The following is a 25,186-nucleotide window of genomic DNA, read 5'->3' as shown; positions in this document are numbered from 1 at the left end:
TCAGTTGAAATCAGCGTTATTGCTCGCTCACCTCAAGTTCAGTGGGTTTCTTTCGCTTAAACTTCTCGCGCAGAGATTGCATCATCACGAAGAACACTGGCGTCAGTAACGTGCCAACAAACGTAGAGAGAATCATGCCGCCGAATACCGCAAAGCCCAGTGAGTGACGAGATGCCGCACCGGCACCCGATGCAATCACCAACGGGAATACCCCCCAGATGAAGGCGAATGCGGTCATCTGTACTGCACGGAAACGGACTCGAGCAGCTTCTTTGGCAGCATCAATGATGGATAAGCCCTTTTCTTCTCGCAGAACTTTGGCAAATTCCACGATAAGAATCGCCACTTTGGCGGACATACCGATCAAGATGACCACACCAATCTGCACGTACAAGTCGAACGGTTGTCCCACCAGCAATAGCGTGCCCATTGCGCCGAGAATCGCGACTGGAACCGCCATCATTACCGCAGCAGGAATGGTCCAACTTTCGTACTGAGCCACCAAGAACAAGTAGGTGAACAGCAAAGACAATGCGAACGCGATTGGTGCCATGTTGCCTGCTTTCATCTCTTGGTAAGTCATGCCTGACCACTCGTATGAGTAACCACTTGGCAAAGATTCCGCAGCCAGTTTTTCAATGGCTTTTACAACATCACCCGAGCTGTAACTTGGCGCTGGCGCACCGTTCACGGTTGCAGAACTGAACATGTTGTAGTTCGACAAGGTATCTGGGCCGAAGATCGGCTTCACTTTCACTAGCGTTGCCAGTGACACCATTTTTCCAGAGCTTGAGCGAACAAACAGATGGTTGATGTCGTCGATATTGTCACGGTATTGCTCTTCTGCTTGCACTTTCACTTGGTACGAACGACCAAACAAGTTGAAGTCAGAAATGTAGGCACCGCCCAACTGCGCTTGCAGTGTGCTGAAGATTTCATTCAACGGTACGCCCATCGAAATCGCTTTATCGCGGTCAATATCGATGTAACGTTGCGGAATGTTCGCACGGAAAATCGAGAACGCACGCGCCACTTCAGGCAGTTGATTGATTTGGGCAACAAAATCAGCGGTTGTTTTTGCCAACTCTTGTGGAGAACGGCCCAAGTTGTCTTGCAGCACAAGGTTGAAACCATCCACCGCACCCATGCCTTTGATTGCCGGCGTCGCGAAAACGAACGAAGCGGCATCTGGCGTTGAGTTCAGCATTTGGTTAACTTTGTTCATCAACGCACGTTGGTGTAGCTCAGGGTCTTTACGTTTGCTCCAGTTATCCAGTTTGATGATCAACATGCCCGAGTTTGGAATCGACGCCATGTTAATTACCGAGAAGCCCGCAACCGAAACCACGTTCTCCACACCTTCCATCTGTTTTAGCTCATCAACGTACTTCTTCATTAATGGTGCAGTACGCTGCAATGCTGCTGCGTCTGGCAAACGCATTTCGACCATGAACACGCCTTTATCTTCGTTCGGTACGAAAGAAGAAGGTACGGTCATGAACGCAAATGCCAGCACCGCAATAAGCGCGCCATAAACACCGATACTCAGCACAATACGACGGCTCAAGAAGCCAACTAAACCTTGGTATTTGCGCGTTATTGCTTCAAAACCTCGGTTAAACGCACGCAAAGGCGCAATAGGTTGCGAGTGAGTAGATTTCAACATCAACGCACAAAGCGCTGGCGTTAACGTCAATGCGTTGATCGCAGAGATCAGCACCGATACACAGATGGTGACCGCGAACTGGTTGAACATTCGACCAGAAATACCCGGCAATAGCGCAACCGGTACGAATACCGCCAACAAAATAAGCGTTGTTGCCAATACTGGCCCCGTCACTTCTTTCATAGCTTGGATAGTGGCCGGAATCGGGTCTAAATGCTCTTCATGAATAACCCGCTCCACGTTCTCTACCACGATGATCGCATCGTCCACCACGATACCGATGGCGAGGATCAAGCCAAACAACGAGATCGTGTTAATGGTCATGCCCATCACGCCCATGATTGCGAAAGTCGCAATGATGGAAACCGGAATCGCTAAGGTTGGAATAATGGTCGCTCGCCAGTTCTGCAAGAAAACGTACACAACGAAGGTGACAAGAAGTACCGCAATCACCAGCGTCTCATACACTTCATCAATCGATGTCTCTACGTATTCGGTAGAGTCATACGCGATGTCATAGACCAAATCATCTGGGAACGATTTCTCGTACTCTTTCATGGCCTCTTTCACGCGTTCCATCACGTCTAGCGCGTTCGCGGTCGGCAACTGGTACAAGGCCAGAACGGCTGCTGGTTCGTTATTCATACGACCATCAGCTTCGTAACCTTGTGCGCCAACTTCGACACGAGCCACATCTTTCAAGCGAATCAAAGAACCTTTCTTGCTCGCACGAATGATGATGTTCTCGAACTCTTCCGCAGAAGTGAGGCGGCCTTTGGTTTGCAAAACATATTGATATTGCTGGTCACCCGGAGCTGGCATACCACCGATCTTACCCGCCGCCACTTGGATGTTTTGCGTTTTAATTGCGCCAATAACATCGCTAGCAGAAAGCTTCAAGGTAGCCAGTTTATTTGGGTTCAACCAAATACGCATTGAGTAGTCTTTCTTACCCAGCAGCGTAATGTCACTCATACCTTCGATACGTTTTAGACGCTCAACGATATTGAGATCCGCGTAGTTAGAAAGGTAGATACTGTCGTAAGACTGTTTCGGAGAACGCAGTGTGATAACGCCCAGCATGTCGGAAGATTTCTTCTTAACCGTCACACCGATTTGGTTTACTTCTTGTGGTAGAGACGACGTCGCCTGTGCCACCAAGTTGTTCACACGAACCTGCGCCATATCGCCATCTGCGCCCACTCGGAAGTAAATACGCAATGTGTATGAGCCATCGTTACCAATCACAGAAGACATGTAAATCATGTCTTCAACGCCGTTGACTTTGGCTTCTATCGGTTGTGCTACGGTCTTTTTAACCACGTCCGCATTTGCACCCGGATACATGGTGCTCACCGTAATTACCGTTGGAGAGATTTGAGGATACTCAGAAATTGGCAAGACTTTCAGGGCGATCATACCCATCAATGTCATCGCCAGTGAGATCACCAAAGCAAATTTCGGCCGGTGAATGAAAAATTTACTTAACATCAGTACTCACTCAGCCTTGTTCACTCTGTAGCTCAACGTCTTTCACCGTTGCACCCGGACGCACTTTTTGTAGACCATGGACGATGACTTTTTCGTTAGCCGCCAAACCAGTCAGCACAGCACGTTTCACACCGTAGGTCTGACCGAGTTCAACGTTACGACGAGACACCACGTGATCATCACCAACCACCATGACGTAGTCACCCGCTTGGTCTTGTTGAACAGCCGCCGATGGGATAAGCAAACCATCAATGGTTTTGTTGCGCAGCTTGATGGTCAAGTTGCCATATTCACCCGGCATAAGCGCGTAAGTTGGATTATCGAATTGTGCTTCTGCTCGAATTGAGCCTGTTTCTAAATCGATCTTATTGCCAACGGCGTAGATCTTGCCATCAAGCGGATACAATGAACCGTCTGAAAGCGTCAGTGTTAAATCAACATCCAGTTTGTCATCGTTACGATGAGCCACATCAATGGCACTTCTTACTCGGCGGTAGAGCTTCTCATCCACATCAAAGCCAAAACGAATTGGGTCTACTTGAGTGATCGAAACAAGAGGAACGATTTGAATTTTCGAAATACGGTCACCCACTCGGAAGTTGCTGAAACCCACGCGGCCAGAGAAAGGAGCGCGCACAGAGCTAAATTCAAGATCGAGCCTTGCTGAAACCAGCGTCGCTTTCGCCTCTTCTACCGAAGCAATCGCTGCGGCGTGCGCAGCAATGGCGTCATCGTATTGCTGCTCACTGATGCTTTTATCTTTGATGAGTTTCTTCACACGTTCTGCATCACGCGTAGTTTGAACGAGTTGTGCTTTTGCTTTTTGCAACGACGCTTTTGCATACGCCAGTGCCGCTTTGTAAGGACGGTCGTCGATTTCAAACAACAATTGGCCTTTTTCGACCATATCGCCATCTTTAAAATGAATCGCGGTTAATTCGCCACCGACTCGCGGCATAATATCAACGTCATTTACCGCTTCAGTTCGACCGATAAAAGTATGATAAGGAGTGATTTTTGTTTCGGTTAGGGTAACGGTTTCAACAGAGGGTGCTTGGGCTGTTTTCGTTGCGATATCGCCAGTTTTGCATCCTGATAGTAATGCAGAAGATATAGCAATAGATACCAACGCAAATTTATATTTGGCTTTCATGATAAACCTACTTTATTTAGAAAGTGCCCTAGCCTAAATATTTAAATATATGGATAAACACACTTTCTATTCTGGAAATAAACGAGGGAGTTAGAATTGGTAGTTAAATTCGATACGGTGATCACCATCACCGAAATTAACGTGCTCATTCCAGTTTGCAAAGTAACGAATATTTGCGCGAGGATTAATTTGATAAGACAACGCAAACTCATGAGTCAAGATATTATCTTCACCCGCGTAATAAGTATCTTTATATTGACTAGACCCTGACAACGTATGCATATACATTGGGTTGTAGTTAATCCAGATTTTATCGGTTAATTCAATTTTTGAGTACATACCCACAACAGTGAAAGTACCTGGAATTTCATAACCTTTGTCATCACCACTAAAATCATTAGCAATAGTGACACCCGCACCAGCTAAAGGAAATAGCTGCAACATACCAAACTTAGGTAGACCTTGAATAAAGCTATAAGATGCATCTAATTTATCGTTATCAACGTCGTAGTTTACATCTAATTGACGGCCTAGACCTTTTGCGACTTCTACTTGGAAATTACGTAGTCGGAAAGAGTCAATGCTGTCATCAACGTTGGCATATATTGGATCATCATTGTCGCGAATGCCAAATAGCTCACCACCAATGCCTTTCATTTCAATGATGTTCATCGCCATGGTACCAGGCTGGCTAGATTGGTAAGTTTGACCGATTTTGATGTTCGCGCCTTTATCAGTAATACCAAAGCCCGCTTGGGTGTATACCGCAAGTGGGTCAGACATATCTTGTAGTTCTTCGTTATTGTTTGTCTGCGCATAGGCAGAAGACGCGAGTTGTAGGGCTGCAACCATAATGGCAACAGACGGTTTCACTAAATTCATAAAACTGTATCCATTTTAATGATTATAAAATTATTCACGTCATGAGGTCATCATAAATAGCAAGCAACACAACTCGCTTTGGATAACATAAATTATCAAAGAAAATTCAATAATGACGAAACATTCGACGCTTTAATTAAAATAAAATAAAGAATCGTAAAAGTTCAATCACCGCTACTTATATCTTATATAACTTGAAATTTGGTAATACTAACGAAGAAGGAAATATTAAAACTTATGAAAATCAAATTATCATTAGAACAAATGATTAATTAATTTTACCATATAAATAGAGAGTGCAATGGATTTAGGTGATCGCGATCAATGTTTCATTTCGATCGTACAACACTCTTCAGATTAATTAGAACATTATAATAATTTAAAAAAACCTTAGTTTGATTAGCCTAGCATCAGATTAAAATAGTAGGCCTATAATAAATAAAAAGGGAATCACTCTCTGTGATTCCCTTTTATTATCGAGCGATAAAGCGCAGATGCGTTTCGATAACTAAAACGCAAACAATTCGCACTATTGCAGTTTCTCTATTCCCATATTGAACAGTGCAAAACTATAAATATCTGCATTTGTCTCAATTATTTTACGCGTTGGTGTGCCTGCACCATGTCCTGCATTGGTTTCGATGCGAATTAAGGTCGGATTTGAACCCGCTTGCTTCGATTGCAACTCAGCAGCAAATTTGTATGAGTGAGCAGGAACAACACGGTCATCATGATCACCGGTTGTAATCAATGTTGCTGGGTATTCCACCCCTGCTTTTACATTGTGCACCGGCGAGTAACTTTTCAGATATTGGAACATCTCTTTACTTTGCTCTGCCGTGCCGTAGTCATACGCCCAACCAGCACCTGCGGTAAAAGTATGGTAACGCAGCATATCCAGTACGCCGACTGCTGGCAGCGCCACTTTAAACAGCTGTGGACGTTGCGTCATAACGGCCCCCACTAACAAGCCACCATTCGATCCACCGTTAATGGCTAACTTGTTTGATGACGTTATCTCTTCATCAATTAGGAATTCAGCCGCAGCAATAAAGTCATCAAACACATTTTGCTTTTGCATTTGAATGCCAGCGTTGTGCCACTCTTTACCATACTCCCCACCACCACGAATGTTCGCTACCGCGTAAACACCACCAAGCTCTAACCAAGCCGCACGTGTCGGGCTAAAAGATGGCGTGAGGCTAATGTTGAAACCGCCATAACCATATAGGATGGTTGGTGCACTGCCGTCCATCGGTGTCCCTTTTTTATAGGTGATGATCATCGGCACTTTTGTTCCGTCTTTTGAGGTGTAAAACACCTGGCGAGATTCATACAAAGCAGGATCAAATGGCGCCTTAGATTTGTAGTACACCTCGCTATCACCATCTTTGATGTTCAAACGGTAGGTAGTGCTTGGCATCTTGTAGTTGGTGAAAGAGTAGTAGACTTCGGTTTCTTCTTTTTTCCCCGAGAAACCGTATGCGCTGCCAATATCAGGCAATTTGATTTCTCGGATGAGTTTGCCGTTCATATCGTATTGCTTCACCATTGAGATCGCATCAACAATATAGCTCGCAAACAAATTGCCACCCGCGGTAGAAACACGTAACACGTTCTTTGTTTCAGGAATCACATCTTTCCAGTTTTTGGGCTGCGGCTGACTTGCATCCACCGTCACGACGCGTTTGTTCGGCGCATTAAGGTTCGTAACCAAGTACAGTTTCGTGCCTTGATTGTCTATCACCCAAGTATCAGAACTGGTGTTATCTAAAATGGTTTTGAGCGAGCTATTTGGCTTACTCAGGTCTTTGAAGAACAGTTTGTTGCCCGACGTCGATACGCTGGCTGAGATAAACAAGTAGCGTTCATCTTCCGACGTGTAACCCCCAACGTAGCGATACTTTTCGTCCTTTACACCACCGAAAATTAATTGGTCTTCACTTTGTTTCGTCCCTAGTTTATGAAAGTAGAGCTTGTGTTGGTCTGTCTTCGCAGAAAGTTCACTCCCTTTTGGCTTGTCATAACTTGAGTAATAGAAGCCTTGATTGCCGAACCAACTGATGCCACTGAACTTAATATCCACCAGCGTTTCGCCGACGGGCTTTTTGGTTTCTGTGTCTAACACAATGACTTTGCGCCAATCGCTACCGCCTTCCGAAATGCTGTATGCAACCAAAGAACCATCACGTGAAAAGCTCACTCCCGCTAACGATGTGGTGCCATCTTCACTAAAAGTATTTGGATCGAGGAAAATTTCTGCTTCGCCATCACCTAACTGCCGATAAAGCACATCTTGGTTTTGTAGCCCGTCATTTTTGTAGAAATAAGTGAACTTACCCTCTTTGAACGGTTGGCTTTGCTTTTCGTAGTCCATGAGCTTAGTGATGCGCTCTTCAATCTGCTCGCGGTAAGGGATTTTCGACAGATAATCAAACGTCACTGCATTTTGTGCCTTAACCCATTCTGCGGTTTCTGGGCTGAGATCGTCTTCCAACCAGCGATAAGGATCACTCACTTTTGTACCAAAGTAGTCATCGACAACATCCACTTTTTGTGTGGTTGGATACGTGATGGTTTTCGGGGTTACCTGTTCAACCGACGATTGCGCCGCTTCATTTGCATACGCCACAGACAACACACTTCCGAGTGCGAGAGCCGTTGTGAGTGCTAGGGTGTTCTTTTTCATGAAATTCCTTTTTATTTTTCTGTTGTCTTTTTGTGCAATACATCAGAACTCTACTATATATCGACAAAATGAATCTAATTTCATTAAACGAGTTGTGAAAGCCATCCTAACTCCCTCATTTCCTTCCAGTTCTACAAACTAGTAAGTGGCGGTGTAGAACTTGGGAACAATACTGAAGAGCTACGATGGCGTTTACTCTCTTTCGTCTAAGTCAGCTCGATTTGGCGCAAAACCCCAGACTCAGAAGCGAAATCTTGGTCGTGACTGATCAGAACAAATCCACCTTTGTATGTATTTAACGCCTGACTAAGCATTATTTTTGACTCGAGGTCGAGATGGTTATCTGGTTCATCAAGCAGCAGCAAAGGCTGAGAATTTTGGTGGCTGACTATCAGCATCGCGAGCTTCATCTTCTCGCCACCGCTCAGTAGGCGCCCCAATCGAAACACAGCATCTCGACGAAAACCGATCCCGGCCAATAAGGTCCTCGCTTCACTTTCCGTCATCTCTTGGCAGCTCTCCATTACGTTCTCAAGTAACGAAAGATTTGGATTCACTGCACCAAAATGTTGGTCGAGATAATACAAAGGCGTATTCACTTGCAACTCACCACTCTGCAACGATAACTCGCCAAGCAACGTCTTTAACAAGGTTGATTTTCCGCAGCCATTTCTCCCTTTGAGATGGACTTTGTCGTTCGCAAAAATCTGCAACGTGATAGGCGTAGAATTCCCAAAAGGTAATATACCTTCTTGTATCGACAACACTTTTCGCGAACGGTTCGGATTATCTGTAAGAGAAAGCTTTTGCGCCTTGAGTTGCTCATGTCGCGATTGCAACGCCTGTTCTTTGGCTTGTAAATGCGCTTGTCTGAGTTGCTCATTCTTATTGCGATTTGAAGCGCTGGCGGTCGCGCTATCCTTTTTTCCATCAAGCAAAATTTTGGGCTGACTGCCGTCTTTGCGCAGTTTGTTCCCTTGCGCGGCGCGTTGGTCTGCTTTTTCGCGATTTTTCTGGGCTTGCTCGGCTAACCGTTTTTTCTGTTTATCGACTTGCGCTAACTGCCTCTCGACCGCTTGCAGTTCAGTGCGTTTTTTCTCGGCGTACACATCGTAATTTCCACCAAAAGCCTGTAAACCTAGGCCCGATAGCTCCCAAATTTCCTCCATCTCTCGCAGCAGCTCACGATCGTGACTGATGAGTAAAATCGCGCCGCTGAAATGCGTCATAGACTCTATCAACCATTGTTTCGCCTCGGTATCGAGGTGATTGGATGGTTCATCGAGAATCAAAAGCTCCGTTTCGTTTTCAAATAACTGCCATAACTGCAAACGCGCCAACTGACCACCACTGAGCCGAGCACAAGAGAAATCAGGATCTTGCGGTAATCCCATCGCAGCGAGCTGCTGTTTGAGTTTTAATTCAATATCCCACTGCTCGCCAACCAGTTCGAACCAATGTTCAGAAACATCACCTTGTTCAATCTGCTTTAAAGCATGCAAGACCGCATCTTTGCCCAGAAACTGGGCGATCGATTGCTGACCTGAAAGCAGGTCAGACGGCTGCTGGCGATACATCATGAAAGAAGAGGGAGCAGTCACAACACCGCTGGCAGGCTGAATTTCTCCCGCTAAAATGGAAGCCAAAAGCGACTTGCCAATGCCATTGCGCCCAACCAAACCAACACGTCGTTTAGTCATGGAACAAGAAATAGACTGGAATAGCGTATCGCCATTATCAAACTGATGGCTAACATTAAAAGCTTGTAAAACTGGCATAATTTGCCTCCTGTATGACAGGGACAACAGCCGTAGCTATGATTTGAAATTGCAACAAAACGCGTGCACAAACGCATTAAGCTCTATGTAAAGTTCGACGATATACGTCAAATCAAAAAGTCGTCTTGTTGCAAAGAAATATCGGAAAGTGAGCTACGCCTACTAACCCTGCAGATCCAAAAAATAAGTAAAAATATGGATGACAGGTTTAGTTCTTCATGTTGGCGTAATCTCCTAGAGAAATGATGCGCAGAGTGTAGCCGCTTTTTTGTTCAAAAAGCAAGCTTTCTAACCAAATGTGAACAAAAAGAAAGTTTCACAGTAAGTTGTTATATCACATTAACTTTTTAACAAGTCTTTGAACAATTTCGAGATCTTAGCAACACAATTTTTATCCAAGCCATACTATGCTTAGGGTAAAGATAATCCACATAAGGGCGTGGTTATGAAATACAAACATATCCTTGTTGCACTCGAACTGTCAGATGAAAGCACCGTGCTTATCGACAGAGCGGTATCAATGGCAAACTATCTCGACTCCGATATCTCCTTTATTCATATTGATGGTACGCACGGAGAAATCTATCGTGAGCTTGTAGACATTAAAGAAAACCCGGATCAAAGGCCGTTGAATGAGCATTCAATGGAATGTTTAAAAACATTTAGTGATTACATGGACTACCCACTTAAACACTTCTTTGTAGGTACGGGTGATTTGGCTGATAAATTGGAAGTCACCATTAAAGAGCAAGAAGTGGATCTGCTGATTTGTGGTCACCACCAAGATTTCTGGAGCAAGATCATTTCTTACTCCAGACACTTAATTAACAAGTCACCGGTGGATATTCTAGTCGTCCCTATTCATGATTAGTAAAACGTAACGCTTCCCAAAACCACCAATTTATTTGGTGGTTTTTTATTGATATTGAAACAGCTTAAACAGTTTTCCAAACTAGCTTGGCGATCATTTATGAGTTACATTTTCTAACCAACCCGCGCTCCTACTGGGCATGGTTACTTAGATAGCAAGGATCCCTATGGCAAATAAAAAAGTACTCATTCTCTTTGCTCATCCTTCCCAGCATCGTTCAGAAGTGAATACTCCACTTTTCAAAGAAGCTCAAAAAATTGAAGGCGTGACATGTGTTGATCTCTATGGCGAATACCCTCGTTTCGATATTAATATCGACCGTGAGCAGCAACGCTTACGTGAGCATGACGTGGTGATTTTCCAATTCCCACTATATTGGTATTCAACGCCTGCGATTTTAAAAGAGTGGCAAGATCTGGTTTTGGAATATGGCTTTGCTTACGGTACAGATGGCACAGCACTGCAAGGCAAGACCATGCTTTGTGTGCTGTCTGCAGGGGGTAAAGAAGAAGCTTATAAGGCAGAGGGCTACAACCACTTTACGATTCGTCAACTGCTTGCGCCTATTGAACAAATGTCCGCACTGACAGGCATGAACTACATTGCCCCTCTCGCGATGTTTGGTGCACGTACAGCAGATGAAGAAGGGCGAATCCCTCGTCATGTTGAGCGGTACAAGAGCCTGCTAACAGCTTTAGTCGAAGATAGGTTGGATGTTGAAGCTGCGGCGTCATTAATCAAGCTTAACAGCGCATTGCCAGAGCTCATTAAGGAGGCTTCATGACAGGAATATTCTTACAAGCCTTCGTATATTTGATTGCTGCTGTAATTGCAGTCCCACTTGCTAAGCGTTTGGGACTTGGGTCCGTTTTAGGCTATCTCATCGCAGGTGTGGTCATTGGCCCAATTATCGGTTTAGTCGGTGAAGAAACAACAACAATCCAGCACTTTGCCGAGTTTGGCGTGGTGATGATGCTGTTTCTCGTTGGCTTAGAGCTCGAACCCAAAATGTTGTGGGCGATGCGCAATCGCTTAATGGGCTTAGGAGGTCTGCAAGTCGGCGGTACCGTCGCGGCGATTATGGGTATTGCCTTATACTTTGACCAGCCTTGGACCATAGCCTTAGCCATAGGTTTGATCTTCGCCCTCTCTTCTACTGCGATTGTTTTGCAAACTTTTAGCGAAAAAGGATTAACGAAGACGGAAGGTGGACAAAACGCTTTCTCCGTGTTGCTTTTTCAAGATATTGCCGTGATACCAATGTTGGCGTTCATTCCCCTATTGGCCTTACCTGAATTAATTGAACAGGCACAGTCCGCGGCTCAAACAGCCGCAGCGCACCATGAAGAATTAAGCCTCGTTGCGGGGTTGCCAGGCTGGGCATACGGCATCGTAATCACAGCATCGATTGCAATCGTCGTCGTTGGTGGACACTTTTTAAGTCGACCTCTGCTCAATTATGTGGCTAGCTCTGGTTTGCGAGAAATCTTTACCGCAACTGCACTCATGCTGGTCATTGGTATCGCTGCGCTGATGAGCTTAGTGGGCTTATCTCCTGCCTTAGGAACCTTCTTGGCTGGCGTTGTATTGGCGAACAGTGAATTCCGCCACGAGTTAGAATCCAACATCGAACCATTTAAAGGCTTATTGTTAGGTCTGTTCTTTATTACCGTTGGCGCAGGGATCAACTTCTCGGTCCTTTTTGGTGATTTCTGGTTGGTCATGGCATTGACCATTGGCGTGATGGTTTTGAAAGCCTTGGTGCTGTTTATTCTTGCACTGATATTTAGGGTGAAAGGCAGCAACCGCTGGCTGTTTACCCTAAGCTTGGCTCAAGCAGGTGAATTCGGCTTTGTGCTTCTAAGCTTTTCAGTGCAAAACCACGTCATCCCATTTGAACTTTCACAAACTCTTGCGTTAGTGGTTGCGATTTCGATGTTCCTGACACCAGGTTTGTTTATTCTGTTTGATAAAGTGATTCTACCGCGCTTTGAAAGCCAGTCAAATGAACGCGAAAGCGATACGATTGAGGAAACAGGCACGGTGATCATCGCCGGCATCGGCCGCTTTGGACAAATAGTGAATCGCCTATTGGTATCAAACGGCGTGACTACCGTGGTACTTGACCATCAATCTGACCAAGTCGATAACATGCGCCAGATTGGCACTCGCGCCTATTTTGGCGACGCGACTCGACCAGATATGCTACATACAGCCGGCATTGAGCACGCCGCTGCGTTGGTTGTGGCGATTGATAACCAAGAATCGAGTGTAGAACTGGTGAAGTACGTTAAGCACACATACCCAAAAGTAACAGTGATTGCACGTGCCTTTGACCGTGGACATGGCTATCTTTTGCGTCAAGCGGGAGCTGATATTATTGAATCAGAGACCTACCATTCTGCATTGGAGATGGGCGGTCACACAATGAAAGCCCTTGGCATTCACCCCTTCTTTGTTGAACAACAGAAGGCGACATATAAGCGTGTTGAAGCACGTAAGTCAGAAATACTCTACAAAGCTTGGGAAGATGATTCTGAAGGTGAACGCTATGACAACAATTTCCGACAACTGTTTATTCAGTTAGAGGAGAAAATGGCGGAAGAGATGCAAAAAGATCGTCATGACAAACTATCGCGGTCAGAACGTGGTTGGACCCCGCCACCTAAAGGTTACGCCGATGACTTTAATGAAGATAACGTCCAAGAGCTAATACCACCAAGAGAAGAGCCTATCCAACGATAACGCACTCCATATTAAAAACCTCCCGCTTGGGAGGTTTTTATTTTTTCAGTACAGAGCCACACGCCGTGCAGGATAAAATGATCTTCTCGATATTACATAAGATCATTCATTAAAATCTCATACTCTTCGTTTGCTTCTTCCACTAAATGAGAAAGCTCTAACGCATCAGTAACTGCAAGATTGAACTGCCACGGAGTTGTGTCTTCTTTACCACAGATTCGAGTTTCACACCCACGACTCTCAAAAGACAAATCATCAAACTCTGTGGTGTGGCGCTCTTGAAGTTCAACAATCTCAACTTCTAATTTACCGACAGGATTGACTTTAACGTGGGCATGTAACTCCGAACTGTTAGACAAACAATAATCTCTATGAACCGCAATCATGGCCGCCTCCTTGGTCTGCCAACTGACAACTCAACATTGAGTGTAGACGAGGGATTTTGAACGTGGCGTGAAATAATAATGAAGATTGATCTGTCTCATTAGAACAGACAATTGTTGTCATGAAGGCATGAGCCAGCATGAATCTCATCTGATTTAAATTGTTCTGAGATCGTAATAGTTGGCATTTACCGAGACTTTCCCTATTATCGAAATAAAATTACTGTGGTCATTCTTTAGAGGTCAGTATGGAGCTTGAAGCCGTTGCTAAAGCACTAAAAGAGTTAGGGCATCCGACTCGTTTAAGTATTTACAAAGAAGTCGTCAAAGCGGGATACAAAGGTATCGCGGTAGGCGGCGTACAAGAAAAGCTTGGCATTCCAGCATCCACTCTCTCTCATCATATCTCGAGCCTTGCTTCAGCTGGTCTTCTCACCCAGCGCCGCGAGGGTAGAACCCTTTTTTGTGTCGCAGAATATCAGTGCTTAGATGACGTAATTGGTTTTTTAAAAGCAGAATGTTGCGTTAACGAGTGCTCATAAATTTCTAGCAAAAACGAGAGAGTTTGAGTTTATATTGAATTTCAGCAGAACGTGAATGACGATGATAAACATACACACCGAAGTTGCTAACCTCGGTGTGTACATCTTCTAGTTCGCGACGAGTAACATCGACGACTTAGATGGTACGATTAACTTACCGTCACTTGGAATGATTTGTTCTGTCATCAAATCAACCCAATTACCATCGATTTTTAATGTCAAAGACTGTTGACGCTGTGATTTATTAAGCACCACAATGCCTTTGTCACCTCGCTTAAGTACGAGCATGTCATCGTTACCTTCAAGAACACTCATCGGCTCGCCATGCGTCATATTATGGAACTGGATCATTTTTGCCATTCTCGGATCGCTCCATGCACCCTGCCATCTTGGCTGACCATTTTTACCTTTAATACCGCTGGTGTTTAAGTCGGTATAAATCAACGGCACACCACCATCTCGGCCTAGAATATAGGCATAAGCTAACCATTCGTTTTCCTCGTCCATGATGAGATCAAGAAAGACATCATTGTTAGGAATATCATGTGTGATAGCAAATGTAATCGCACGGCCGGGGGACAGAGCCTGACCAAAACAATAGGGATCAATCAGAGACTTGAAGCTACCCTTTTTAGCAAACGCCTTAAACATGGTTGAGAACAAAGGGAAATCGTACGCACCTAGGCGAGTTTCCTGTAGATACGGCTCAAGAAACAGCTGATACTCTTCTTCCGTCGCACCGCCATCGGTAATAATTTCACCAAATATATGCACATCCCGCGTGATGTCGTCTGTCCAAACACGCTTAAGATGCTCTAACGTCATGTGTTTCGCAGCGTCAATACGAAAACCTTTCACACCAATAGCTTTCAGCGCCTTTAGGTACGCTCGCTGCTGCTCAACGACATGGTCACAAACACGAAGAGTTGGCAAGCCAGGATCGGTTGGTCCACCTGTGATACGTCCGTTTTGAACCTGCCACTTATCTTTCCAGTCTTTGATGCCGAATGCTTCAACAAAGTCCTCTTCATCAAAAAGTGGTTGAGATAGATCGCCAAACAACGCTAGCGACTGATATTTCTGTTTGTTGTTCTGGTATTCCTCCAAGACCTCTTGTCTTGGGTACTGAAGGTCTCTGCGAAGGTGGGCCTCATTTGCCATATGGTTAAACACTACGTCGGCATAAACCCACACACCAACTTGCTCCAGTTCACGAACCATATGAATAAAATCTTTGGTATCACCCAAAGCATTATCGATAACACGATAATCTTGTGGTTGATAACGCTGCCACCAGCGCTCATCGTGTGCGCTTTTCATTGGTGGCGAAACCAACACAGAGCCATAACCAAGCTCGCGGATTTCTTTTGCTCGTTGGGCAATGTCAGCATACTTCCAATCAAACGCATGTAAGATAACGTTTGCACCGAATGATTGTGTTTCCTGTGAGCCACTCATGTTGTTCTCCTGCTCGTTTCCACTCACGATTACTTGTTTGCATTTTTTTGTGAGTGAATTCAATAATCGAAATTATAAAAGCTATTCATCAGAGGCACTCACCCTTTTAGCACTAACTCAAGGCTGAAATCGAAGGCGTAGCGACTCATCCATTGCACAGCGATAAATCGTTCTGAGTGAATAACGGGCACACGACATACAACCCGAACAGACCAACACAAAACTAAGGCATTGTTTTGATTAACAAAAACTTAAATTTAAAAAGATAGAACATAAGACCTATGTACGCCCTAAAATAGGCCCAAAGGATAAAAATAGCCAAGCCAACCCGTTGAGTAATCAATTGTTAATAAAACGAAACTGGCAGATGGATCACGTTTGGCGCGTTTCAAAAATCCAGTAAATCACCATACCTAGCGTTAAAAGACTAAAGATTTCTGTTTGTATCTGTCCCGAAATGACTTCAAAATGCGAAACTTAGCTTATCTCTATGGGGTATGCTCTACCTTGGAGGATAATAATGAATATCAAAGAATTTTCTGACCTCGTCGGGCTATCTGCTCATACACTTCGATACTATGAAAAAATCGGTTTACTTAAACATGTCCATAGAAACGCGAGTGGACATCGAATGTATAGTTCGAAAGATCTAAACTGGATAAGCTTTGTTAAGCGTTTAAAAGAAACTGCAATGCCACTTGAAGAGATTCTAGAGTATGCCAAATTAAGGGAAGTCGGCTCTCAATCTGTACCACAACGTCAAGCCCTGTTAGAACAACACCAAGAAAACCTCAAACGCCACATTGAGCAACAGAAAAAGCACTTATCGGCTCTAGAAGAAAAAATTGCCTTGTATAAAAGCGGAAAAGTTCGTTGACTTAGAGTTAACTCTAACGATTAAGGTGTGTTTACGTTTATTCACTAGGAACATACCGATGGAACAATCACGCTTTAACAAAGGATTAGAACTACTCTCTCAAATTGATGGCGACGCTGGTCATAATGTCATCGAAACCTTACAAGATATTTGTCCAGATTTAGCTCAGTACACCATTGAGTATCCGTTTGGCGATATTTATGCTCGCCCGGGCTTAGACCTAAAATCGAGAGAAATCGCAACCGTCGCCGCGCTAACGGCAATGGGGAATTGCGCGCCGCAACTAAAAGTGCACTTAAATGCAGCGCTGAATGTAGGCTGTAGCGAGGATGAGATTAAAGAGATCATTTTGCAGATGTCCGTCTACGCAGGTTTTCCCGCGGCATTAAACGGCATGTTTGCATTCAAAGAAGTGCTAGCGGAAAGAGCAGAGTAATAACGACGTTGAAATCAATTTAACCGCAATTAAAAACGGCCCTTGGGGTTCGGGCCGTGATTAAAACAACGAGTGAATTAGCGCTCAGGAGTTTCAAGCAGTTTAACCGCGCAATCTACCGCGTTGTTAATGCCTTGACTGCTCTCCAACTTGCCTGAACTTGCAGGACCAAGGGCACAAGAATACAAAGCCAGCTGCTTATCGAACGGCAGATCCAACTGTTCATAGAGATTTTGTCGGATTCTTGCATGTTGTTCTGGTTCTTGGTTAGCAAGGCTAATCAACGTTTCATAAATAAGCGTTTTCATGTCTTTCCCTTTTCACTTTATTGCACGGGGTGCATATATATTGTATCCATTTGGGAAGCACAAATCAGAAGCTAGGTCACAGAACGCGTCGCTAAAAAAGTTTATGTGCGCGGTAAATTGCAATACAAACCTAAAGCCGTTTAGAAAAAGGGCAACTGATAACTCGATAGATCAGCCGATTAACTAGCATTCGCCGCTGTTTGTTTATAATCGTGTCCGATATAAACAAAAACGTCGCTGTATCAGCGACGTTTTATCTCGACTTTAGTTAATCGAACCTGTTTAGTTGAAGTGCACTAGCATTTCAACGTCATCGCCTTGCTCTGGAGCCTGAAGAGCAAAGTGCACGTACCCTGCTTCAGTAACAGGAATCGCAAGGTATTCATTGCTGCCTGCATAGTTGGACGCATACTCGTGCTGCTCTACTGTAGGCCAATGCTCTCTACTCGCGTATAGATCGACATTACCAGTTTGAGAGTGAGCCGTTAGCCATACACGAACCTCTTCAACACCTTCAGGCACATAAACTGCTGCATAGCGCTGCTTGTGAACGGTAAGCATTTTGGCTTCACCAGACTCTAATACCACAGGTGCTAAATCATCTTGCACTTGGGTTGGCGGTGTTTGCGCTTCCACTTCTAGCGCAGCCACAAGATTCACTGAGTCATAGCTATCACGTCCAGTTAAGCTGATGTAGTAACGACCCGCTTTAACGTAACCATCTTGCTCTGGTTCAAACACAATCTCTTCATTGCTGCCATCAGCATATTGACTCATTTCGAAATCATAGTAATGCGCGACTTTGTTGTAGCTCATGTAAAGATCCGCATCACCCGCACCCTCAATAGATACATTGAAGTTAACGGTGTTGGCTGGAACATCAACGTAGAACAGTTTTTCGCTGTATGCTTCGCCACTGAGCTGAAGGCTTTGGTTCGCCGTCAATTCAGTCACTTGTGCTTCAGGGCTTGTTGGTTCTGTTGGCTCTTCTGGGTCTGTATCAGGTTGCTCAGGTTCCACTTTTAATGTGTCCAACCAACGTTCAAACTCAGCATCGTATTGTTGACCTAAAGACGTCACCTGCTGTGCCCATTGTTCGAACTGGCCAGAGCGCGACAATGCCAACAAGCTTTCGACGTCTTGTGGATGATTTTCTAACATGAATCGAACAGCTAGATAACCCCAACGATAGATACGATTGGTATCGTGAGAGTACGTGGTATCAAACACAGTGGAAAGACTCAGTTTACCATCTGCAATCAGCTCAATCGCAGCTTGGTAACCTTGCTTGTAATGCATGTATTCAGCAAAACCTTCTAGCCACCAAACAATATGACCATGAGCCAAGTTATCGCTGAACGAACCGTATTGGTTAAATCGTGCATCTAAATAGTGCGTGTATTCATGTTCTAGGTTCAAGATAGAGAGATCTTCACCATTCGCGTAGCGATAAGCGACGAAACGCGCAGTATTGTCCGCTTTTGAAGGGTCACCTTCTAGGTACTGACCACCGTTGTCCGTTGTATTACCAAATAGGAATGAAGAGTAATCAACGTAACTAGTGTTACTCGCGAATACCGCCACTTCAACACGATCATTCAAATCATCAGCGACAGGTTGATTACCCGTATTCGCAACTCGATGGAAGTCGGCTTCTTTTGCCGCTAGCACTTCACACGCTTTCGCTGCTTGAGCATCGGTCAGATCCTCAGAGCGAATAATGGCAGGTCCCTGACATTCAAAACGATTTGGCATTACACGTGCAGCTAAATCTTGCTTGGCTTGCTCAATATTCAGACCATTTAGGCCTTCTGGTGCGTAGTAGCTCATCATTTCAACGGCAGCAAGCCATAGTTTGTCATGCTCACTACCCAGTGGATAACGCTGCATCACCTGTTGCATTACTGCCAATGCTTTGCGTTTGGTCTCCTGATCTGGGCTCGCGAGCAAACGACCAGTTTCACGTAATGCATTGAAAACGATAAAGCTTGCATCCGTATCTAATGCCCAAGCATTATCAGATGCGAATTTCACCAACGTATCAATATGGTGTGTATTGTTTGCCATGTATCGGTAGAACGCATCGTTCGCTGCATGGCCTGCCATAGAGCGGAACAAGTTGTTTAAACCATCGACCCATTGCGTGTCCTGCGCGGTTTCACGATTAAAGTGCATCAACGCGGCTATCATGCTATCCATGGTCAGCGGCAACTGCTTAACGTTATCAACCATCAAAGTCAGGCTCTTCATTGCACCAACTTGTTCACGACCTTGATCCAAAGCATGAGGGTTGTTTAGGAATAGGTTCGTCGACTGAGCAAAACGCTGACTCAACGCTTGCGAAAACTCAGGTGTACCAGTACCAGCGTTGTAGCGAACGTAGTAGGCCGCTCGAATAAATTCGCCTAGGTTCTCTAGAATACGAGCTTGATCTGCTTCACCACGATAGCGAGCGATTTCTTGATCCAGCACGACTTGGATACGGCTTAGGCTCGCTTCACTATAGATATCATTCAGCGTTTCTGAAGGTGCTGAAAACCAAGCGTGGTAGCAATCATACTCAGCACCAGAAACGGCAGTAGCCAGATCTCGCGATTGTTGTAAATCAGCAACAGCACACTGATTTTGTGCAAAAGAGAAGCCAGACACACTCGCTAGCATACAAGCAAGCGCCAAACGATGGCGCGGGAAAAAACGGATATGAGACATAACAACACTCATTGATTATTAACATACATTGAGTGGGGGTTTATATTCTTTACAGCTCAAACAGTGAAATCAGTATCATAAAATTTATGAAACCGCTCCCAAAAATAGGTCTTTTACTCTAATTAAATGGGAGCAATCCCACTCCAAAAAAACTCACAATTATCAATAAAAACATTAATTTACCTTTTTCTAAATAACGACTTTATGAGGAAAATTGCCCTTAAACGCCCCCCTTAACTCTTCCAGATAGAGTTCACGACAATCAAAGGTTCTAAATTAAATTTTGATGCTTGATACCATCTATTTTTATTTGTGACTCATTCCCAATAAGTCATAGAGTGCATATCAAAAGGTTGGCATTAATGGTAAATTCTCCGCCAAATCAAACACATTTACTCCTCCAGTCATTGATGAGTGAATAAAGCAGATATTTGGCTAGGGATAATACATGTCACTTTGGGGATTTTTGGGAGCGGGGATTGCCTACTTCATGACAACGTTTGCCTTTGTTTTTGGCGGCATTTTTTGGTTATGTGCTGAAGGTAATACATTAAGAGAAACAAAGCGCCAATCATCAATAATGTCCGGGGTTATTGCTTGTACTATTGGAACTTGGGTGCTTGCTTTTGGTGTTTACGTTTACGGTTACTTTTGGGATAACTCTTCTCACTATTATTTTTATTTGCTCGCTCCATGGGGACTTGCCATTTTTGGGGTAAAACTTCGTAACCGCTGGGTTAAGCAATACGCGCGTGTAAAACACGCAAAAGAAGAACAGTGGCAAAAGCGCTGGCGAGAATTATTAGGGGAAGATACTGAAGAGCTTCAACCATATACACATGATTACGAGCTCTACTCGGGCATTTGGCAAGCCAATGAAGCGCTCCAAGAACAGTGTTTTGCAGCCCTTCCTCACGGGAAAGCAGTCTACGAGAGAGTGAAAGCCTTCCAAACGATGGCCTCCCCCGCTGGTGACATAAACAATCAAGTTTTGCTGAGTAAACTCGATCAACTAGAGGATGAAATCATTCAAGTTCTTGAGCAACACTCGCAAAAGAAAGTAAGCATTGAAACTGGCGCAGGTACTTTACACAAAGAGTCAAAACGCAATGTTTATCACCATGAGAATGGCCCAACAGAAGAGCAACTGTACGACTCAATCAACCTCCAACATGATTTGGATCGAGAGCTACGCAACATTATCTATGATCGGCTCGGTTACGATGGCGAAGATGAGTACTTTTTCCTCCAAGCGCCACTCGAAGAGCTTACCGAGAATGAAACCGCAATCAACTGGATGCTCTGGGGGTTAGTAAGCGACCATTTTGCTGTTGACCCATACCAAACGGCGTTGGATCTCAGCCTAATGAATGCGGAACCAAGATGGGGGCAAAATGAACGGTTTGTAATGATTACGGCTCAATAAACGCAAGTACTAAGTCTAACTTTAATATAACCTATTCTGAGACCACCCTCGCGTTGGTTAACTTAGCCAGTAAGCGGCCAACGCGATCGCGCATTTCACGTCTATCGACAATCATATCTAGCGCACCATGCGCTAGTAAAAATTCACTTCGCTGAAACTCGTCTGGTAACTTTTCACGTACCGTTTGCTCAATGACACGTCTTCCCGCAAAGCCAATACTTGCTTTAGGTTCACCAATATTGATGTCTCCTAACATGGCTAAACTCGCCGAGACGCCACCATAAGTTTGGTCCGTCAATACTGAGATATAGGGTAATCTGTGCTCAGATAAGTGGTTTAACGCGGCGCTGGTTTTTGACATTTGCATTAGTGCCACCAAAGACTCTTGCATGCGCGCCCCTCCGCAAGCGGAAAAACATACTAACCCAGATTTTGTATTAATTGCGCTTTCAATTGCTCGGACAAACTTCTCGCCAACCACTGCGCCCATCGAGCCTGCCATGAAAGAGAATTCGAATGCACACGCAACAACAGGCAGCCCCAATAACTTGCCCTGCATCACCACCAACGCATCTTTTTCTCCAGTCGTTTTCTGCGCTAAAGCAATTCGCTCTTTATATCGCTTTAAGTCTTTAAAACCCAAAATATCTTGTGGCTCCAACTCACTTGCCAACTCTTGTTGTGTTCCATGGTCCAGAAAAGAGATCAACCTTTGACGCGCAGCCATTCTCATGTGATATGAGCATTTAGGGCATACTTCCAAATTTTCTTTTAACGCGGCACGATAAAGTATTTGTTCACACTCAGGACACTTTGTCCAAACGCCCTCAGGGATAGACGCTTTGCGCGAACCTATTATATTTTTATTCTCAAATAACCGTTCTAACCAGCTCATAAATCCACCACTATTGATTACGTTCTAGCGCGATATCTCGTTGTTTGTTCGCTTAAACTTGTAAATAAAATTGTATGTAACTTAGTACAGGGATAAAGTGCGATATGCTGGCTTGATAATCCAATAAAGTGGGATAATGAAATGTTTGATAACGTTGACCAAATCTGGTTAAAAAGTTTTCACTGTGTTTATGAGAACAACAGCTTTAAGCGAGCCGCTGAGTGTTTGAACATACCAACATCAAATGTCAGCCGACACATTGCCCTGCTTGAAGAAAAGTTAAACATTAGGTTGTTCAATAGAACAACAAGGCGAATGACGCCTACCGAGGCTGGAGAAGAGCTCTATAGCAGCACTCGTCCGTTATTGGAGCAACTCAACGCCGCACTAGAAACTGTAACGCGCCACTCGCACACGGTAACAGGGGAACTGCGAATTCTTATGCCAGACACACCTGTACTGGCAAAAGCTATTGTTTCCTTTTGCAATCAATATCCAGCAATCTCTTTGCATTGTGATACAACGCTCGCCCCTAAAGGCGATGCTATCGATGGCTTTGATATAATATTGAGTTTTCACAGAGGTACTTTGTCAGACAGTAACTGGGTGGCGAGAGAGATAAAACGCTGGCCCAGTGCCATTTTAGCCGCGCCTCAACTAATTGAGAAATACGCCCCCCCTTACAAAATTACGGATCTAAGTCATGTTCCCTGCATCACGACGCTTACCGCAGTAAATGGTGCACCATGGGTATTCAGAAACCCTGCTGGGGGCCATATTACTCAAACTGTGCAATCTTCATTCAAAGTAAACAGCGGTCATCTCGCCAGATATGGCGCGTTATCAGGGCTTGGATACGCAATATTGCCAATTGAGTCATGCCAAAATGAGATCAAAAATGGTGAGCTAGAAATCGTCACTCTAGAGTACGAACCTGAGGATTTAGTGCTTTACGCCTTTTACTCGTCAAGAAAACATGTAGCGAAGAAAATATCTATGTTTGTTGAACATTTAAAGCAAAACGCAAAACTTAACGCCTAGCTAAGCTTTACTCAACTAATTTATCGTATTCTGTTTTATCGTCTAGAAAGGACAAACACCGCTAAGCGATTTGAGACTCGATTTTTTCAAATAAAAAAGCCAGCAATTAACATTTACTGGCTTTTATTAAAGAGGGTCAGTTGGCGTTTAGATTCTAAACGCTCCTACGTGACGATCGAGTGTTCGCGATAGCTCCGCGAGTTGTTGACTTGATGCTTCTAGTTGCTCACTCGCCGTTAGCGCACTTTTCACTGAGTGGCTGACGGTATCCATGTTCATATTAATTTCGTTTGCTACCGTTGATTGCTGTTCTGTTGCGGTTGCTACTTGAGTATTGATATCTGAAATAGTCGTCACTTGTGCAGCTATTGCTTCTAAAGCCTGTCGAGCTAACTCAGTTTCTGCCGTTCCTTCTTCAATAAGAGTCTTACTATTACTCATTGAATTCACCGCACTTTGAGCTTCAGTTTGTAGCTGGTGAATCATATTGTCAATTTCATCGGTAGAATGAGCCGTTTTAGTCGCTAGGTTGCGAACTTCATCAGCTACGACTGCAAAACCTCGGCCGGCATCACCAGCGCGTGCAGCTTCGATAGCCGCATTGAGAGCCAATAGATTGGTTTGCTCCGAAATACCTCTAATCACCTCTAGAATACTACCAATCGACTGAGTATTTTCAGCAAGACTCACGATAATGTTGGAAGTGCTGTTCATCTCGTTTTCAAGATTAGTCATCGCCGTTTTGGTTCTTTCTAGCGTCGTGTAGCCATCTTGCGCTTCATTACTTGCTGCACTCGCAGCATTTGCCGCTCCAGCAGCATTGGAGGCAATTTCATTGACCGTCGCAATCATTTCGTTCATGGATGTGACAACCAGCATGGTTTGCTCGTTCTGCTCTTGCCCTCTTGTGAGCGCTTGTTGAGATTGCCCACGCAAAGCGACAGCTGAACTATTAAGCTCCACACCAGTATTTACAACTTGTGTAATAATCTCATGTACTTTCCCAACAAAAACGTTGAAAGCAGAAGAAATTTGCGCGACTTCGTCATTACCTTTCGCTGGCAAACGAACGGTTAAGTCTCCGTCTCCTTTTGAGATGTCTTGTAGAGCGTCTTTAAGCGCAGAAAGCGGTCTCATCAGTTTATTTAGCAGAAGTGACAGAATCAAAACACACATAACGAAGATCGCCACCATAGAGATCAACTGGTAAGTAATAATTCCATTCGTCGCTTGGCTCACTTCAGTAATAGGAATACCGATATCAAAAGTACCGTATAACTGACCATCCACATAAATTGGTGCCATGATGTCAAACACCCATACTTTCTGGACATCGGCATACCACTTTGAGTACTGTTGAACACCTCTCGTCGCTCCTTCAACAGTATATTCATCGTTATAGGTTTTGTTCAGCTTGTGCTTATCACTGTGGGCTACTGCCGTTACGTTACGGTCAATTACAACGGCATAACTCACGTCTGAACGTTGTTTCAGCCCCTCAACAAGCGATTGTAAATCTTGCATTGGATTAGCTGAGTTCTCCAAAATGTAACTCGCATTTCCCGCTAGAAACTCAGCTTGAACTTGGGATTTGTTTAAGATGATGTCATCGATTTTCTGACTCGAAATTAGGTACGTTGATGCCATACTCGCCACGACAGCAATACCAAACATGGCGCAGACTGCTAATAAGATGATTCTTTTCATTATAATTGTCTCAATACAATTCAATTGATGCTCATTAATCGAGCGCTAAGCCTTTCTTCTCCAAAACCAATCAAACTGCATTTTGGGTCTGTTTGGCAGAGCAAGACATAACTTTATAACTATGTATCT

19 protein-coding genes are annotated in these 25,186 nt (G+C 44.3%); 8 read left to right on the top strand and 11 right to left on the bottom strand.

The genetic code is table 11. The features are described from left to right. Window positions 1-16: 16 nt before the first annotated feature. The 5 genes from vmeQ to R7P35_RS02110 all read right to left on the bottom strand — a co-directional run bounded on the left by vmeQ (window position 17) and on the right by R7P35_RS02110 (window position 9,659). Window positions 17-3,157, bottom strand: a complete 3,141-nt coding sequence (vmeQ, locus tag R7P35_RS02130; RefSeq protein ID WP_258458378.1) for an efflux RND transporter permease subunit VmeQ — start codon at window positions 3,155-3,157, stop codon at window positions 17-19. A gap of 10 nt (window positions 3,158-3,167) precedes the next feature. Then, window positions 3,168-4,310, bottom strand: coding sequence for an efflux RND transporter periplasmic adaptor subunit VmeP (vmeP, locus tag R7P35_RS02125; RefSeq protein WP_053303798.1), 1,143 nt, complete (start codon window positions 4,308-4,310; stop codon window positions 3,168-3,170). Between the two features lie 90 nt (window positions 4,311-4,400). Continuing rightward, the gene (locus R7P35_RS02120) at window positions 4,401-5,192 is read right to left on the bottom strand and encodes a hypothetical protein (RefSeq protein ID WP_017635247.1); all 792 of its coding nucleotides are present in this window, start codon (window positions 5,190-5,192) and stop codon (window positions 4,401-4,403) included. A gap of 529 nt (window positions 5,193-5,721) precedes the next feature. After that, entirely contained in the window at window positions 5,722-7,881 is a 2,160-nt protein-coding gene (locus R7P35_RS02115; protein WP_169629135.1) for a prolyl oligopeptidase family serine peptidase, read from the bottom strand. A gap of 206 nt (window positions 7,882-8,087) precedes the next feature. Then, complete coding sequence (locus tag R7P35_RS02110; RefSeq protein ID WP_205461294.1) at window positions 8,088-9,659, bottom strand: ATP-binding cassette domain-containing protein; 1,572 nt, start codon at window positions 9,657-9,659, stop codon at window positions 8,088-8,090. Between the two features lie 445 nt (window positions 9,660-10,104). Between R7P35_RS02110 and R7P35_RS02105 the strand changes: the two genes are divergently transcribed. From R7P35_RS02105 to R7P35_RS02095, 3 genes are all read left to right on the top strand, one after another. Further along, window positions 10,105-10,530, top strand: a complete 426-nt coding sequence (locus tag R7P35_RS02105) for a universal stress protein (RefSeq protein ID WP_005375398.1) — start codon at window positions 10,105-10,107, stop codon at window positions 10,528-10,530. A gap of 166 nt (window positions 10,531-10,696) precedes the next feature. Then, window positions 10,697-11,314, top strand: a complete 618-nt coding sequence (locus R7P35_RS02100; protein ID WP_005375391.1) for an NAD(P)H-dependent oxidoreductase — start codon at window positions 10,697-10,699, stop codon at window positions 11,312-11,314. Next, window positions 11,311-13,275: a monovalent cation:proton antiporter-2 (CPA2) family protein gene (locus tag R7P35_RS02095; RefSeq protein WP_025768498.1), complete on the top strand. Its 1,965-nt coding sequence runs from the start codon at window positions 11,311-11,313 to the stop codon at window positions 13,273-13,275. The genes R7P35_RS02100 and R7P35_RS02095 overlap by 4 nt, the downstream gene beginning before the upstream one ends. A 92-nt stretch (window positions 13,276-13,367) precedes the next feature. Here the strand turns inward: R7P35_RS02095 and R7P35_RS02090 are convergent, their stop codons facing one another. Next, window positions 13,368-13,661, bottom strand: coding sequence for a hypothetical protein (locus tag R7P35_RS02090; protein ID WP_005375389.1), 294 nt, complete (start codon window positions 13,659-13,661; stop codon window positions 13,368-13,370). A gap of 245 nt (window positions 13,662-13,906) precedes the next feature. On the opposite strand from R7P35_RS02090, the gene R7P35_RS02085 reads away from it, so the two are divergent. Continuing rightward, window positions 13,907-14,200, top strand: coding sequence for an ArsR/SmtB family transcription factor (locus R7P35_RS02085; RefSeq protein WP_005375388.1), 294 nt, complete (start codon window positions 13,907-13,909; stop codon window positions 14,198-14,200). Between the two features lie 108 nt (window positions 14,201-14,308). Here R7P35_RS02085 and R7P35_RS02080 read toward each other — a convergent pair whose 3' ends face one another. Next, window positions 14,309-15,658 (bottom strand): alpha-amylase family protein, encoded by a 1,350-nt coding sequence (locus R7P35_RS02080; protein WP_193837199.1) that lies wholly within the window; start codon window positions 15,656-15,658, stop codon window positions 14,309-14,311. A gap of 520 nt (window positions 15,659-16,178) precedes the next feature. Here R7P35_RS02080 and R7P35_RS02075 point away from each other — a divergent pair. Both R7P35_RS02075 and R7P35_RS02070 read left to right on the top strand, forming a co-directional pair. Further along, window positions 16,179-16,535 (top strand): MerR family transcriptional regulator, encoded by a 357-nt coding sequence (locus tag R7P35_RS02075; RefSeq protein WP_005375386.1) that lies wholly within the window; start codon window positions 16,179-16,181, stop codon window positions 16,533-16,535. Between the two features lie 58 nt (window positions 16,536-16,593). Then, on the top strand, window positions 16,594-16,971 hold the full coding sequence (locus tag R7P35_RS02070; RefSeq protein ID WP_005375385.1) for a carboxymuconolactone decarboxylase family protein: 378 nt from the start codon (window positions 16,594-16,596) through the stop codon (window positions 16,969-16,971). A gap of 77 nt (window positions 16,972-17,048) precedes the next feature. Here R7P35_RS02070 and R7P35_RS02065 read toward each other — a convergent pair whose 3' ends face one another. Next, window positions 17,049-17,279: a PAS factor family protein gene (locus R7P35_RS02065; protein ID WP_005375384.1), complete on the bottom strand. Its 231-nt coding sequence runs from the start codon at window positions 17,277-17,279 to the stop codon at window positions 17,049-17,051. A gap of 282 nt (window positions 17,280-17,561) precedes the next feature. After that, complete coding sequence (locus R7P35_RS02060) at window positions 17,562-19,988, bottom strand: M9 family metallopeptidase (RefSeq protein ID WP_213904543.1); 2,427 nt, start codon at window positions 19,986-19,988, stop codon at window positions 17,562-17,564. Between the two features lie 448 nt (window positions 19,989-20,436). On the opposite strand from R7P35_RS02060, the gene R7P35_RS02055 reads away from it, so the two are divergent. Then, window positions 20,437-21,414, top strand: coding sequence for a hypothetical protein (locus R7P35_RS02055; protein WP_005385090.1), 978 nt, complete (start codon window positions 20,437-20,439; stop codon window positions 21,412-21,414). A gap of 31 nt (window positions 21,415-21,445) precedes the next feature. Here the strand turns inward: R7P35_RS02055 and accD are convergent, their stop codons facing one another. Beyond that, window positions 21,446-22,309 (bottom strand): acetyl-CoA carboxylase, carboxyltransferase subunit beta, encoded by an 864-nt coding sequence (gene accD, locus R7P35_RS02050; RefSeq protein WP_005385089.1) that lies wholly within the window; start codon window positions 22,307-22,309, stop codon window positions 21,446-21,448. A gap of 141 nt (window positions 22,310-22,450) precedes the next feature. Between accD and R7P35_RS02045 the strand changes: the two genes are divergently transcribed. Further along, window positions 22,451-23,350, top strand: coding sequence for a LysR family transcriptional regulator (locus R7P35_RS02045; RefSeq protein ID WP_017821535.1), 900 nt, complete (start codon window positions 22,451-22,453; stop codon window positions 23,348-23,350). 147 nt (window positions 23,351-23,497) lie between these two features. On the opposite strand, the gene R7P35_RS02040 is transcribed toward R7P35_RS02045, so the two are convergent. Beyond that, window positions 23,498-25,057, bottom strand: a complete 1,560-nt coding sequence (locus R7P35_RS02040; protein WP_031778895.1) for a methyl-accepting chemotaxis protein — start codon at window positions 25,055-25,057, stop codon at window positions 23,498-23,500. Window positions 25,058-25,186 lie beyond the last annotated feature (129 nt).

The sequence above is a fragment of the Vibrio sp. Vb0304 genome (assembly GCF_033338995.1).
In the GTDB taxonomy this organism is placed as follows: Bacteria; Pseudomonadota; Gammaproteobacteria; order Enterobacterales; family Vibrionaceae; genus Vibrio; species Vibrio alginolyticus.
This window is presented reverse-complemented; position numbering and strand designations above follow the sequence as displayed.

Coding starts and splice junctions, on each gene's coding strand:
- vmeQ (WP_258458378.1), bottom strand. CDS start 3,157: ATGTTAAGTAAATTTTTCATTCACCGGCCGAAATTTGCTTTGGTGATC.
- vmeP (WP_053303798.1), bottom strand. CDS start 4,310: ATGAAAGCCAAATATAAATTTGCGTTGGTATCTATTGCTATATCTTCT.
- R7P35_RS02120 (WP_017635247.1), bottom strand. CDS start 5,192: ATGAATTTAGTGAAACCGTCTGTTGCCATTATGGTTGCAGCCCTACAA.
- R7P35_RS02115 (WP_169629135.1), bottom strand. CDS start 7,881: ATGAAAAAGAACACCCTAGCACTCACAACGGCTCTCGCACTCGGAAGT.
- R7P35_RS02110 (WP_205461294.1), bottom strand. CDS start 9,659: ATGCCAGTTTTACAAGCTTTTAATGTTAGCCATCAGTTTGATAATGGC.
- R7P35_RS02105 (WP_005375398.1), top strand. CDS start 10,105: ATGAAATACAAACATATCCTTGTTGCACTCGAACTGTCAGATGAAAGC.
- R7P35_RS02100 (WP_005375391.1), top strand. CDS start 10,697: ATGGCAAATAAAAAAGTACTCATTCTCTTTGCTCATCCTTCCCAGCAT.
- R7P35_RS02095 (WP_025768498.1), top strand. CDS start 11,311: ATGACAGGAATATTCTTACAAGCCTTCGTATATTTGATTGCTGCTGTA.
- R7P35_RS02090 (WP_005375389.1), bottom strand. CDS start 13,661: ATGATTGCGGTTCATAGAGATTATTGTTTGTCTAACAGTTCGGAGTTA.
- R7P35_RS02085 (WP_005375388.1), top strand. CDS start 13,907: ATGGAGCTTGAAGCCGTTGCTAAAGCACTAAAAGAGTTAGGGCATCCG.
- R7P35_RS02080 (WP_193837199.1), bottom strand. CDS start 15,658: ATGAGTGGCTCACAGGAAACACAATCATTCGGTGCAAACGTTATCTTA.
- R7P35_RS02075 (WP_005375386.1), top strand. CDS start 16,179: ATGAATATCAAAGAATTTTCTGACCTCGTCGGGCTATCTGCTCATACA.
- R7P35_RS02070 (WP_005375385.1), top strand. CDS start 16,594: ATGGAACAATCACGCTTTAACAAAGGATTAGAACTACTCTCTCAAATT.
- R7P35_RS02065 (WP_005375384.1), bottom strand. CDS start 17,279: ATGAAAACGCTTATTTATGAAACGTTGATTAGCCTTGCTAACCAAGAA.
- R7P35_RS02060 (WP_213904543.1), bottom strand. CDS start 19,988: ATGTCTCATATCCGTTTTTTCCCGCGCCATCGTTTGGCGCTTGCTTGT.
- R7P35_RS02055 (WP_005385090.1), top strand. CDS start 20,437: ATGTCACTTTGGGGATTTTTGGGAGCGGGGATTGCCTACTTCATGACA.
- accD (WP_005385089.1), bottom strand. CDS start 22,309: ATGAGCTGGTTAGAACGGTTATTTGAGAATAAAAATATAATAGGTTCG.
- R7P35_RS02045 (WP_017821535.1), top strand. CDS start 22,451: ATGTTTGATAACGTTGACCAAATCTGGTTAAAAAGTTTTCACTGTGTT.
- R7P35_RS02040 (WP_031778895.1), bottom strand. CDS start 25,057: ATGAAAAGAATCATCTTATTAGCAGTCTGCGCCATGTTTGGTATTGCT.